The organism is Sphingomonas sp. 2378 (assembly GCF_038084995.1).
In the GTDB taxonomy this organism is placed as follows: Bacteria; Pseudomonadota; Alphaproteobacteria; order Sphingomonadales; family Sphingomonadaceae; genus Sphingomonas.
Map to the genome: position 1 here is coordinate 1 of NZ_JAXCMJ010000034.1, position 12,916 is coordinate 12,916.

At 66.3% G+C, this 12,916-nt stretch carries 12 protein-coding genes; 3 read left to right on the forward strand and 9 right to left on the reverse strand.

The window, feature by feature from the left end:
• From SM191_RS14630 to SM191_RS14640, 3 genes are all read left to right on the forward strand, one after another.
• Positions 1–1,166, forward strand: a 1,166-nt coding sequence (locus tag SM191_RS14630) for an efflux RND transporter periplasmic adaptor subunit (RefSeq protein ID WP_445949867.1), incomplete at its 5' end; no start/stop codon positions are given.
• Entirely contained in the window at positions 1,166–2,725 is a 1,560-nt protein-coding gene (locus SM191_RS14635; protein ID WP_341506849.1) for a DHA2 family efflux MFS transporter permease subunit, read from the forward strand. The genes SM191_RS14630 and SM191_RS14635, both read left to right, overlap by 1 nt.
• A gap of 86 nt (positions 2,726–2,811) precedes the next feature.
• On the forward strand, positions 2,812–3,606 hold the full coding sequence (locus SM191_RS14640; protein ID WP_341506850.1) for a ThuA domain-containing protein: 795 nt from the start codon (positions 2,812–2,814) through the stop codon (positions 3,604–3,606).
• 4 nt (positions 3,607–3,610) lie between these two features.
• Here the strand turns inward: SM191_RS14640 and SM191_RS14645 are convergent, their stop codons facing one another.
• From SM191_RS14645 to SM191_RS14685, 9 genes are all read right to left on the reverse strand, one after another.
• A complete protein-coding gene (locus tag SM191_RS14645; protein ID WP_341506851.1) occupies positions 3,611–5,014 on the reverse strand; it encodes an L-serine ammonia-lyase in 1,404 nt (467 codons plus the stop codon).
• Positions 5,015–5,047: 33 nt separating this feature from the next.
• On the reverse strand, positions 5,048–5,404 hold the full coding sequence (locus SM191_RS14650; protein WP_341506852.1) for a PilZ domain-containing protein: 357 nt from the start codon (positions 5,402–5,404) through the stop codon (positions 5,048–5,050).
• Between the two features lie 139 nt (positions 5,405–5,543).
• Positions 5,544–5,774, reverse strand: a complete 231-nt coding sequence (gene rpmE, locus SM191_RS14655) for a 50S ribosomal protein L31 (protein WP_058717894.1) — start codon at positions 5,772–5,774, stop codon at positions 5,544–5,546.
• A 107-nt stretch (positions 5,775–5,881) separates the two neighbouring features.
• Complete coding sequence (gene fabZ / locus SM191_RS14660) at positions 5,882–6,334, reverse strand: 3-hydroxyacyl-ACP dehydratase FabZ (protein ID WP_341506853.1); 453 nt, start codon at positions 6,332–6,334, stop codon at positions 5,882–5,884.
• Between the two features lie 31 nt (positions 6,335–6,365).
• Complete coding sequence (locus SM191_RS14665) at positions 6,366–7,037, reverse strand: OmpH family outer membrane protein (protein WP_267434707.1); 672 nt, start codon at positions 7,035–7,037, stop codon at positions 6,366–6,368.
• Positions 7,037–9,766 carry an outer membrane protein assembly factor BamA gene (gene bamA, locus SM191_RS14670; RefSeq protein ID WP_445949868.1) on the reverse strand — a complete coding sequence of 910 codons (2,730 nt, stop codon included), beginning with the start codon at positions 9,764–9,766 and terminating at the stop codon, positions 7,037–7,039. Before bamA ends, SM191_RS14665 begins: the two co-directional genes overlap by 1 nt.
• 70 nt (positions 9,767–9,836) lie before the next feature.
• Positions 9,837–10,973, reverse strand: a complete 1,137-nt coding sequence (gene rseP / locus SM191_RS14675) for an RIP metalloprotease RseP (protein ID WP_341506855.1) — start codon at positions 10,971–10,973, stop codon at positions 9,837–9,839.
• Complete coding sequence (dxr, locus tag SM191_RS14680; RefSeq protein ID WP_341506856.1) at positions 10,970–12,127, reverse strand: 1-deoxy-D-xylulose-5-phosphate reductoisomerase; 1,158 nt, start codon at positions 12,125–12,127, stop codon at positions 10,970–10,972. Before dxr ends, rseP begins: the two co-directional genes overlap by 4 nt.
• The gene (locus tag SM191_RS14685; RefSeq protein ID WP_341506868.1) at positions 12,127–12,894 is read right to left on the reverse strand and encodes a phosphatidate cytidylyltransferase; all 768 of its coding nucleotides are present in this window, start codon (positions 12,892–12,894) and stop codon (positions 12,127–12,129) included. Before SM191_RS14685 ends, dxr begins: the two co-directional genes overlap by 1 nt.
• Positions 12,895–12,916 lie beyond the last annotated feature (22 nt).

The window sequence follows — 12,916 nt, forward strand, 5'->3', positions numbered from 1 at the left end:
CCCCCGCCCCCTCGGCCGCCCCGACGACCCAGTCGCCGACCGGTGGCAAGCCCAAGGCGCGCAGGATGGGCCTGACCATCCTCGTGATCGTCGTGGTCGTTGCCGCGATCGTCTGGGCCGTGTTCCACTTCCTGCTCGCCAAGCCGGAGGAGGAAACCGACGACGCCTATGTCGCCGGGGACGTGGTGGCGATCACCGCGCGCGATCCGGGCACGGTCCTGGCCATCCATGCCGACAATACCCAGACGGTGAAGGCGGGCGCGCCGCTGCTCGACCTCGATCCCGCGACCGCCGATGTGGGGCTGGCCTCCGCCGCCGCCGAACTGGCGCGCGCCGTGCGCTCGACCCGCGCCGACTTCACCAAGGTCAATCAGAGCGGCGCGGCGATCGTCCAGGCGCAGGCCGAACTGGCCCGCGCACGCGACGACTATGCCCGCCGTCGCGGTGCCGCCGCCGAGGGCGCGGTGTCGGGCGAGGAACTGTCCCACGCCGCCGATGCCGTGAAGGTCGCCACCGCCAATCTGAACCTCGCCCGCGCCCAGGCGGCACAGGCGCGCACCACCGTGCAGGGTACCGAGGTCGGCACCAACCCCGCCGTGATGGCCGCGATCGCCGCCTATCGCCGCGCCGCGATCACCCGCAACCATATGCACGTCATCGCGCCGATCACCGGCGTGGTCGCCCAGCGCACCGTGCAGGTGGGACAGCAGGTCGCGGCGGGAACGCCCCTGATGGCGGTCGTCCCGCTCGACCGCCTGTGGGTCGACGCCAATTTCCGCGAGACCCAGCTCAAGGACCTTCGCATCGGCCAGCCCGCGACGATCGTCGCCGACATGTATGGCGGCAAGATCGTCTATCACGGCAAGGTCATCGGTCTGGGCGCGGGCAGCGGCAACGCCTTTGCCCTCCTGCCGCCGCAGAACGCCAGCGGCAACTGGATCAAGATCGTCCAGCGCGTGCCGGTACGTATCGGCCTGAACGCCAATGAGTTGCGCCAGAATCCCTTGCGCGTCGGCCTGTCCGCGACGGTGACCGTGGACACCGCCGATCAGCGCGGGCCCCGGATCGGCACCGCCGCCACCCAGGCCTATCGCACGCCCGCGACCGACGCCAACGACCCGGCGGTCGAGGCCCGGATCGCGCAGATCATCGCGGCCAATCGCTGATGGCCGGGGCCCCTTCTCACGCGGGTGCGGGGGATGGCCCCGCCCCGCTGAAAGGTCCGGCGCTGGCGCTCGTCGCCTTCGCGCTGGCCCTGGGCACCTTCATGCAGGTGCTCGATACGACCATTGCCAATGTGTCGCTGCCCACCATCGCGGGCAATCTGGGCGTCAGTTCGGACAACTCGACCTGGGTCGTCACCGCCTTCGCCGTGGCGAACGGCGTGGCGGTGCCGCTGACCGGCTGGCTGATGGGCAAGTTCGGGGTGGTGCGCACCTTCTGCGTGTCGGTGCTGTTGTTCACCATCGCCTCCTTCCTGTGCGGCATCGCGTGGAACCTGTCCTCGCTGATCGGCTTCCGCGTGCTTCAGGGTGCGGTGTCGGGGCCGATGATCCCGGGCAGCCAGGCGCTGCTCATCTCGATCTTCCCGCCGCAGAAGCGCTCCACCGCCCTCGGCATCTGGTCGATGACGACGCTGGTCGCGCCGATCATGGGGCCGATCCTGGGCGGCTACATCTCCGACAATTATCACTGGAGCTGGATCTTCCTGATCAACGTGCCAGTCGGTCTGTTCTGTGCAGGGATATGCTGGCGCGGGCTGTCCGCCCGAGAGACGCCGACCCGCAACCTGCCGATCGACAAGGTAGGCCTGATCATGCTGGTCGTCTGGGTCGGCGCGCTTCAGATGATGCTCGACCTGGGCAAGAATGACGACTGGTTCCATTCGACCCGGATCGTCGTGATGACGGTGATCGCCGTCGTCGGCTTCGTCGCCTGGCTGATCTGGGAGTTGACCGACGCCAATCCGGCGGTCGACCTGTCGCTGTTCAAGGGGCGCAATTTCAGCATCGGGACGCTGGCCTTTTGTCTGGGCTATGCAGTGTTCTTCGCCAACACGCTGCTGCTGCCGCTCTGGCTCCAGACGCAGCTTGGCTATACCGCGACCTGGGCGGGTCTGGTGGCGGCGCCCAGCGGGGCGGTCGCGGTCGTGCTGACCCCGATCGTCGCGCGGCTGTCGGGCAAGGTCGATGCGCGGGTGATGGCGACGATCGCCTTCGCGGCGTTCGGCGTCTCCTATTGGATGCGCTCGGGACTCAATACCCAGGCGAGCTTCGGTGACTTCGTCCTGCCCCTGATGGTGCAGGGGATCGCGATGAGCACCTTCTTCCTCGCGATGCTGACCATCGCACTGGACGGGGTGCCGCCCGCACGCATCCCCTCGGCCACCGGCATCTCAAACTTCGCGCGCATCACCGCTGGCAGCTTCGCCGCCTCGCTGACCACGACCATGTGGGACCGGCGCGAGGCGATGCACCAGGCGCATCTGTCCGAGGCGATCGGACAGGGCCCGGTGTGGCAGATGGCGAAGAACGGCCTCGGCCGTCTCGGCATGACCGACGTCCAGGCCGCCGCCGCCGTCACGCGGCAGATGGTCGGACAGGCCTATCTGCTGGCCTCGACCGACATTTTCTATGTCTCGGCCTGGCTCTGCATCGTGCTGGCGGCGCTGACCTGGTTCACCAGACGGCCCAAGCCGCATGACGGGCCCATCGCGGCGGATTGATCACTCATTCCTCCCCTGCAAAGGCAGGGGAGGAATGCATTGCCCTTCACCGACATCTTGCTACCCTCTGGAAAAACGGGAGAGGGATGATGTTGAAAACGCTGGCAATGATGGCGATGATCGCGGTGGCGCAGGCCCCGTCCGACCCGCATCTTCCGGGCAAGACCGTGGACAGCGTCGCCCCCACCCTGCCCGCCGGGATCACGCGCGGGGTGCTGATCGTCTCCAAGACCAATGGCTGGCGGCATATCGAGCATATCCCGCGTTCCAATATCGTCCTGGCCGACATCGCCAAGCGGCTCGGCCGCCCCAGCTTCACGACCGAGAATGCCGCCGTCTTCAACGACGAGCAACTGTCGCGTTTCTCCGTCATCGTCCTGAACAGCGCCAGCGGCGACTTCCTGACGCCGGACCAGCAGGCGGCCTTCGCCCGGTTCGTGGCAAGAGGCGGCGGCGTGGTCGCGCTCCATGCGGCGGGCGACGACAGCCATAAGGAGCCCTGGTATGCCGATACGATCATCGGCACGACCTTTATCGGCCACCCGAACGGCGAGGATCATATCCAGTCCGCCCGCGTCATCGCCGCCGCACCGCGCCACCCGATCCTGGCGGGGGTCCGCATGCCCTGGGTCGCGCGCGACGAATGGTACAGCTTCAGCGGCAATCCCGCCACGCGCGGCATGACCGTGCTCGCAGAAGTCGATGAGGCGAGCTATCGCCCCGGCGACAAGCTGCGCATGGGCACCCATCCCGTCATGTGGATCAATCCGCGCGCCAAGGGCCGGGTCTTCTACTCCGCGCTGGGGCATGAGCCGCAACTCTATGGCGACCCCGCCTATCGCCGCATCCTGACCAACGCGATCCGCTGGGCGGCGCGCTAGGCGCTCAGCATTCGACGACGTTGACCGCCAGGCCGCCCAGGCTGGTTTCCTTATATTGCGACTTCATGTCCTCGCCGGTCTGGCGCATCGTCTCGATCACCTGATCCAGGCTGACGATGTGCCGCCCGTCGCCGTGGAGCGCCAGATAGGCGGCGTTGATCGCCTTGATCGCCCCCATGGTGTTGCGCTCGATACAGGGGATCTGGACCAGCCCGCCGATCGGGTCGCAGGTCAGGCCCAGATTATGCTCCATGCCGATCTCGGCGGCATTTTCGACCTGCGCCGGATTGCCGCCCAGTGCCGCCGCCAGTCCCGCCGCGGCCATCGAGCAGGCCACGCCGACCTCCCCCTGACAGCCCATTTCCGCCGCCGAAATGGACGCCCGCTTCTTGTAGAGCATTCCCACCGCCGCCGCCGTCAGCAACAGCGTGCGCACCCCGTCCCGCGTCGCGCCGTGAACGAAGGTTTCGTAATAGCGCAGCACCGCCGGGATCACCCCCGCCGCACCATTGGTGGGGGCGGTGACGACACGGCCGCCCGCCGCATTCTCCTCGTTCACCGCCAGCGCCCAAAGGCTGACCCATTCGAACACCAGGCTGGGATCGGAACGCGGCCCCCGTTCGAGCAGCTTCTGCTTGATCGCCTGGGCACGACGCTGAACCTTCAGGCCGCCGGGTAATATGCCCGATGCGGCACAGCCCCGCTCGATCGCGCCGCACATGGCATCGCGGACCCGATCGAGAAATGCGTCCGTCTCCACGTCCGCACGCCACGCCGCCTCGTTCGCGCGGACGATCTGGGCGATCGACAGGCCGGTTTCCACCGTGCGCTCCAGCAGTTCCGCGCCCGAGGCGAAAGGATGCGCCAGCCGCCGGTTGGACCGCATCGGCTCGGCGCCCTCCATCCGGATCGCCCCGCCACCGATCGAATAGAAACGCCGCACCACCGCGCTGCCGTCAGCCAGAAAGGCGGTGAAGACCATGCCGTTGGGGTGCGCGGGCAGGAAACCCGGGCGGAACAGCAGGTCGGTCTCATAGTCGAAGGCCATGGGATGCCGCCCATCCAGCGCAATCTCCCCCGACCGCGCGATATCCGCCAACAGGCCCTCGATCGCATCGGGATCGACCGTCTCCGGCGTTTCCCCCGCGAGCCCGAGCAGGACCGCCCGGTCGCTATGATGCCCCCGCCCGGTCAGCGAGAGCGAGCCGAACAGTTCCGCCTGTACGCGCTGCGGGATCAGGCCGGTGTCGAGCATCTCGGCGGCAAAGGCCTTGGCCGCGCGCATCGGTCCCACGGTATGCGAGCTGGACGGGCCGATGCCGATGGTGAACAACTCGGTCACGCTGACGGCGGCAACGCTGTCTTCGCCACGCGGCAAGGCGGTCACGGGGGTGGCGGACAGGGTCAAGATCGTTCCAATTGTTACGGCTTTACCTGTTGACTAGCCCAACTCCCTGCGGCTGGCCAGCCACGCCTTGGCGATCTCCCAATTCTGCGACGACAGCTGATCCAGCAATTCGGGGGACAGCGGTCGACGGAACCGGCACCGGGCGGAAAAATCGGATGCGGACACGACCCGCGCCATGACCCCATCGGTATCCGGCAGATACAGACGGATGACCGATCCCAGGACAAGCGGAATATAGGTCTGAAGCTGAACGCCGTCGCGCGATAGCTGCAACACCTTGCACAGCGCCCGTGCGAGGCCGTCGGTCGCGGGCTCCGCCGCCGTTGCCGTCGCGTCCATCGAACGACGACGGCGTCTGAAGGTGACGGTCTCGAACTCGGCGGCGAACATCCGGTAAAGGCTATGGATTGCTGGTTAAGGAAGGGTTTAGGATGGGCCCTCCCGACCCTTTGCTGCACGCATGAAAAAACCCGGCGCCTCCAGAGGAGGCACCGGGTCCTTTCCGCATTCGCTCCAAAGAGCGACGCGATTACTTGCGGAGCGTGAGACCGCCGCCGAAACGCTTGTTGAAGCGCGCGACCTGACCGCCGGTGTCCAGCAGCGAGCCACGGCCGCCGGTCCAGGCCGGGTGCGCCAGCGGATCGATGTCGAGCTGCATCGTGTCGCCTTCCTTGCCCCAGGTGGAGCGGGTTTCGAACACGGTGCCGTCGGTCATCTGCACCTTGATCATGTGATAGTCGGGATGCGTATCGGTCTTCATGATATTGCTCCGGAAATGGCTGGTTCCGACCAGCCTGAAAGCGGGAAGCGCGGCCCATAGCGGACCGCGCTCCCTTAGTCAAAGTGCGAACCCGTTAGAGCACGCCGTCAGGCGGGCTTGGGCGGATCGGCGATCATCGCGGTGAAGTTCGCCTCGGCGACGGTCACACCGTCGATCTTGGCGACACCCGCGAACTTGCAGACGCTCGACCGCTTCTGGACGAATTCGACCTCCAGATGGAGCAGGACGCCGGGTTCCACGGGCTTGCGGAACTTGGCGCCGTCGATCGCCATGAAATAGACGAGCTTGCCCGAACCGGCGAGGCCCAGGCTCTCCACCGCCAGGACACCGGCGGCCTGCGCCAACGCCTCGACGATCAGCACGCCCGGCATGATCGGGCGGCCAGGGAAATGCCCCTGGAAGAAGCCTTCGTTGATCGTCACCGCCTTCACCGCACGGATCGACGTGTCGAGGACCAGTTCCTCGACACGATCGACCAGCAGCATCGGATAGCGGTGCGGCAGGGCCGCCATGACCCGCCCGATATCGAGCGGGCGCATGGTGGTCTTCTCCGTCTCGCTCACGGACGAATTACCGGCCGCTGTTCTGACGACGCGCGGGCGCCGGAGCGGCGGCGGCCGGAGCGGTGGCGGCGGGGGCCGCACCCTGCTGCTGACCCTGCTGGCCGGGCTGCCAGTTGGCGGGCGGCGTGATGCTGACGGTCGGGACCAGCTTGTCCAGCTCGGCGGTCACCGCCGAGGTGATGTCGGCGGTCGGCTGCATGAACAGCACGGCCTGCGGGCTGACCAGCAGGCTGACATTCTTGGCGCGGACGGCATTCTGCACCGCTTCGCCGAGACGCGCCTGGATCTGCTCGACCGCATAGGTCTGCGCACGGACGGCGGGCTGGGTCAGGCGCGCCAGTTCCTGCTCGGCGGTCTGCTGCTTGGTCTGGATCGCCTGTGCCTGGGTGCGCAGCGCCGCTTCGTTGGCATTGGGGGCCGAACGTGCGGTCTGGAACGCCTGGACCAGCGGTTCCAGCTCACGGCTGAGCGCGGTGCGGCGGGTTTCGGCCTGATCGAGCTGCGCCTTGTAGGTCGTCTCGATCTGCTGGCGGGCGGCCGTCCAAGCACGCGAACCGGCGATCGCACCCTGCGGGTCGGCGACGGCGACGCCGTTCACCTGGGCCTGGGCGGTGGTCGCAACGGTCGCCGCCGGAGCGACGAGGGCCGCCGCGAGGAAAAGCTTCGTCATGGTCTTCATCAGAACTGCGTCCCTACGTTGAAAGTAATAAGCTTGGGGTCATCCCCGGGTTGCGTGATCAGGGCCTTGGCCAAATCGATGCGCAGCGGTCCGAATGGTGAATTCCAGTTCACGCCGATACCGATCGACACGCGCGGCTTCCACGTGCCGCCGTAGAATTCCTCGACGGCATAGCTCGTGTTCTGGAGCGCGATATTGGTCGTGGTTCCCGAGCATGCGCCGCCCGCGGTCGACGAATAGCCGGTGGCACAGGTGGTTTGCAAATTGGCGATGCTGGCATCGGCGGTGCTGGGCACCTGATAAATCTGCCGCCCCTGCCCGTCGACCAGGGGCGCGGGGGCCAGCGTCGGCGAACCGTCCTTGTTGAACAGCGGATTGCCGTTGGCGTCACGCGCCTGCGGGAAGTTGAGCGACGGCAGCGGACGGGTCACGCCCCACAGGCTGCCCGCCTGGACATAGATGCTGGGACGCAGGCCCATCTCGCGGGCGCCCGAACCCAATGGCAGTTCCAGCTCGGCGCGGGCGAGGTAATAAGCCCGGCCGCCCAGCGAGTCGTCGACGATCTGATCCCGATCGGTCTGCTTCGACTGGCTGCCATCCGCAGCGACCACATAGGGCACGCGCAGCACGCGCGGACCGACGCCGCGAATGTCGAAGCCGCGGAACTGCGGCTCGCCCAGGTAGAAGCGGTCGACGATGCGGACCGGATCGATGCCGGGCCCACGGCTGCCTTCCAGCGAGTGGATATAACCGCCCTCGCCGAGCAGCGAGAAGACGAAGCCCTTGCCCAGACCCATGAACTTCGCGCCCTCGGCCCGGGTGCGGATATATTTCACGTCGCCGCCCAGACCGGCAAAGTCCTGGCTGAACGAGAAGCGATGCCCGGCGGTCGGACGCAGGCGGCTGTTCAGGCTGTCGTAGATCAGCGAATAGCCGACCGACGAGGTCCAGCGATTGCCGATCGAGTCGCAGAGATAGCGGCCCGCCGTCTGATAGTTGCAGGTACCGTCGGCGTTGAAGAAGGACGAGTCCAGACCGACCTCGTCATAGGTCAGGCCGTAACGCCCGGACAGCGACCAATATTCGGTCAGCGGCACGCCCGCACGCACCTGGAACCCGGTCGACACCTGGCTGTAGGTCGTCTGGCGCGTCGTGCCCAGATAGTTGAACGAGTTGAAATCGCGGCGGAACACGTCGACGCCCAGCGCGATATTCTTGTCGAACACATAAGGCTCGGTAAAGCCCAGCTCGATCGACTTGGAATAGGCCGAATAGTTGACGCCCGCGCGCAACTCCTGGCCCTTGCCGCGGAAATTGCGCTGGGTGATGTTCGCCTGGATGATGAAGCGTTCCAGCGACGAATAGCCCGCCGAAAGCTGGAGCGAGCCGGTCGACTGTTCCTCGACATTGGTTTCCAGGACGATGCGGTCCGGCGTCGAACCCGGATTCTGCTTGATCTCCAGCTTTTCCTGGAAATAGCCGAGCGAATTGATGCGGTCCTGGCTGCGGCGGACCTGGAAACTGTTGAAGGCGTCGCCCTCGGCCACGCGGATTTCGCGACGCACGACCTTGTCCTGCGTCTGCGTGTTGCCGTTGATGTCGATCCGCTCGACATAGGTGCGCTTGGCTTCGGCGATGTTGAAGGTGATCGACATGGTCAGCGCTTCCTTGTCGCGCTGGAAATTCGGTTCCACGTCGGTAAAGGCATAGCCGAACAGGCCCGCCGTCTGGCTGAGGCTGTCGATCGAGTCCTCGATCAGCTTGGCATTGTACCAGTCGCCCTTCTTCATGGGCAGCGACTGGGCGAGCTTGTCATTGTCGAAGTCGCGGATCTGGCTGTCGACCTTGACGTCGCCGAACTTATAGCGCGGGCCTTCCTCCACCACATAGGTGATGATGAAGTCCTTCTTGTCCGGCGTCAGTTCGGCCACCGCGCTGGTCACGCGGAAATCGGCATAGCCGTTGCTGAGATAGAAGGCGCGCAGCTTCTGTTGGTCGGCGGCCAGGCGATCCTGGTCATAGCTGGTGGCCGAGGACAGGAAACGGAACCAGCGCGACTGCTTGGTGTACATGGCACCGCGCAGTTCGTCGTCGGAGAATTTATCGTTGCCGATGATGTTGATCTGGCGGACCTTGGACTTGGGACCCTCGCTGATCTCGAACACCACGTCGACGCGGTTCTGGTCGAGATTGACCATCTTCGGCTCGACCACCGCGCCGAACCGGCCTTGGCGGCGATAGAGTTCGACGATACGCGCCACGTCCTGGCGAACCGCGGTCCGGGTGAAGATCTGACGCGGAGACAGCTTGATCTCCTTCTTGATCTTGTCTTCCTTCAGGCGCTTGTTGCCCTCCAGAATGACCCGGTTGATGATCGGGTTCTCGCGCACGCGCAGGACGATATCGCCGGATTCGACGCCGGAGATCGAGAAGTCGGCGAACAGCTCCGACGCCTGAAGGTCCTTCAGCGCCTGGTCGAGCGTTTCGGGGGTATAGGGGATGCCGACCCGCAGCTTGGTGTAGGACAACACCGTCTCGGGCTCGATACGCTGGGCCCCTTCGACGCGCAGCGTCTTGATCGTCCGCACCGGTGCGGGCGCGACCGCCGGAGCCGGGGCGGCGGCGGTGCCGGGCGCGGCCGGTGCGGTCTGCGCCCAGACGGGGACGCCGGACAGCATCGTGCCCGCCAGCAATATGGCGCCCGCGCGCACAGTCTTCATACCCGTCATTGCTGTCACCAAACCCACCCCAGAAAAGTCGAACCGACCCCTGTCGTAACCGCGCCCTGCCCCATCGTCGTCAACCGATCAAGCCAGCGATATTCCGCCAAAGCCCCAAATTGCCAAGATCGTTGAATGTAACGAATAGCATCAGGGCCAGAATGGCGATCAAACCGCCGCGAAATGCCCATTCCTGAGCCGCAGGCTCCAGGGGGCGTCGCCGCACCGCTTCGATCGCATAGAAGAGAAGATGCCCGCCATCCAGCATCGGCACTGGCAACAAATTGATGAACCCGAGATTGATGGACACCAGCGCCACGAAGAAAACAAAGGCGTCGACGCCCAGCGACATCTGTTCGCCGGATACCTTGGCGATGGACACCGGGCCGCCCAGTTCCTTGACCGAACGGCGGCCGGAAATCACCTGGCCGAGCGTCTCGACCATCATCCGAACGATCTCACCGGTGCGCTGGACCGCGACGACAGGCGCGCGCAGCAGGCCGACCGGACGGAGATCGACCTCGCCCGAGCCGCGAAGCCCCAGCCGACCGATGCGATATTCGTTTCCGAATCGGTCGCGCTGCTGCTCGGTGCCGATGACGGCGTCCGTGGTGAAGCGGCGCCCGCCACGCTCGGCGGTGATCGTCACCCGCTCGCCCGCGCGGATCTGCACATAGCGGGCGATGTCGGCGAAATCGTTCACGTCGCGGTCGCCGATCGCCGTCACCCGGTCGCCCGCGCGCAGCGTCGTGGTGGCCGCCGCGCTACCGGGCATGACCTGACCGACCACCGGGGGGATTACCACTTCGCCATAGGCATAGGCGAAACCAGCAAGGATCAGGATCGCGGCGAAGAAGTTGATCGCCGGGCCCGCCGCGACGATGATCGCGCGCTGCCATACCGGTTTCGCCTGAAAGGTCCGGGCGCGCTCCTCGGGGGGCAGCGAGAGCCAGGCGGCATCGGCCTGGCTGGCCGGGTTCATGTCACCGGCGAACTTGACGTAACCGCCCAGCGGCAGCCAGCCGACCTTCCACCGCGTGTCGCGCCTGTCGGTAAAGCCGAAAATCTCCCGGCCGAAACCGATCGAGAACGTCTCCGCCTTCACCCCGAACCAGCGACCGGCGAGGTAATGGCCCATCTCGTGCACGAACACGAGCGGACCGAGAGCGAGAACGAAGGCCAGGATGGTCAACAACAGGCCGGGAGTTTCGATCAAACGACGCAATCCTCAACACGCTCGGCCGCCAGCACCCGCGTTTCCGCATCGATCGCGATCACCGCATCGAGCGTTTCCGGCGGGGCCGGGTCGTAGCGATGGAGAACATGTTCGACGATTGCGGCAATTTCGAGGAAGCCGATGCGTCGCGCAAGAAAAGCCGCGACCGCGATCTCGTTCGCGGCGTTCAGAATGGCCGGCGCCGCTCCCCCCGCCTCCAGCGCGGCACGGGCGAGCCGCAGCGCGGGAAAGCGCACCGGATCGGGTGCGGCGAAGTCCATCCGCCCCATCGCAACCAGATCGAGCGGTGCCATCGGTGTCGGCATCCGGTCCGGCCAGGCCAGGCAATGCGCGATGGGCACGCGCATGTCGGAGGGGCCAAGCTGCGCCAGCATCGATCCGTCGACATAATCGACCGCCGAATGGATGACCGATTGCGGATGGAGCACGATCTCGATCCGGTCGGCGGGAACGGGAAAGAGGCGCGCCGCCTCGATCAGTTCCAGCCCTTTGTTCATCATCGTCGCCGAATCGACCGAAATCTTGGCACCCATCGACCAGTTGGGATGCGCCACCGCCTGTTCGGGGGTGACATGGGCCATCTCTTCGGTGGTCGATTCGCGGAACGGACCGCCGCTCGCGGTCAGGACGATCCGCCGCACCCGCTCCGGCCGGTCGAAGTCGAAGCATTGATAGATGGCGTTATGCTCGCTGTCGGCGGGCAGCAGCGTCGCCCCCGCCCTGGCCGCCGCCGCCAGCACGACCTCGCCCGCCGACACCAGAGGCTCCTTGTTGGCAAGCACCACGGTGCCGCCATTGGCGATCGCCGCCATGGCGGGCTCCAGACCCGCGCAGCCGACGATCGCGCCCATGGTCCAGTCGGCGTGCAGCGCCGCCGCCTCGATCACCGCCGCGCGACCGCCCGCCACGCGCGTCGCGGTGCCCGCCAGCGCCTCGCGCAGATCGGGGAGGCAGCGTTCGTCGGCGACCACCGCCAATTCCGCCTCGGTCCGCTTCGCCGCCGCCGCCAGCTTGGCGACGTCGCCATTGGCGGTCAGCGCGCGGACACGATAGCGGTCGGGCTCGCGCTCGATCAGGTCCAGGGTCGAGGTTCCAACCGAGCCGGTCGCCCCCAAGATCGTCACGCTGCGCATCAGAACAGGTCCGGCAGGAAGATCAGGAACGCCGCCACCGGCGCGACGGGCACGATGCCGTCCAGCCGGTCCATCACACCGCCATGGCCGGGCAGGACATTGCCGCTGTCCTTCACGCCCGCACGACGCTTCAGCCAGCTTTCGAACAGGTCGCCCATCTGCGCCAGCACCGCCAGGAACGGCGTCGCGATCACCAACGACAAGGGCAGGTCATGGCCCCAGCGCATCAGCATGGCTAGCAGCGTCGCCGCCGCGACACCTCCGATCAGGCCGGACCAGGTCTTGGCCGGACTGATCGTGGGAGCCAGCTTCGGCCCGCCGAATTGCCGCCCGACGAAAAAGGCACCGCTGTCGCAGGCCCAGACGATCGCCATCGCCCAGAGCGACAACCCCAGCCCGTCGTCATGCAGACGGATCGCCAGCAGCGAAAAGACCGGCAGACCGACATAGAGCGCGCCCGCGCCATAATCGGGGCGACGCGAAATGATGGTCAGGAAGAAGAAGACACCCGCGATCAGCCCCAGCGCGAAGAAGCCCGGCCCCGCCGCCAGTCCCGGCGCCATGATGGCGAGCGGCACCGACAACGCGAATTGCGCCAACCGCTTGCGCGAAGGATCGACTTTCAACAGGTCCGACCACTCGGCCATCATGAACAGCCCGACCACGACCGCCAGCAGCCAGAAGGCCAGGCCGCCCAGCGCCAGGCACAGGCTGGCCACCGCGATCATCACGATACTGGCGAGCACCCGCTTGGTCAGATTCGACATGCTCTTGACCGGGGCCGCTTCG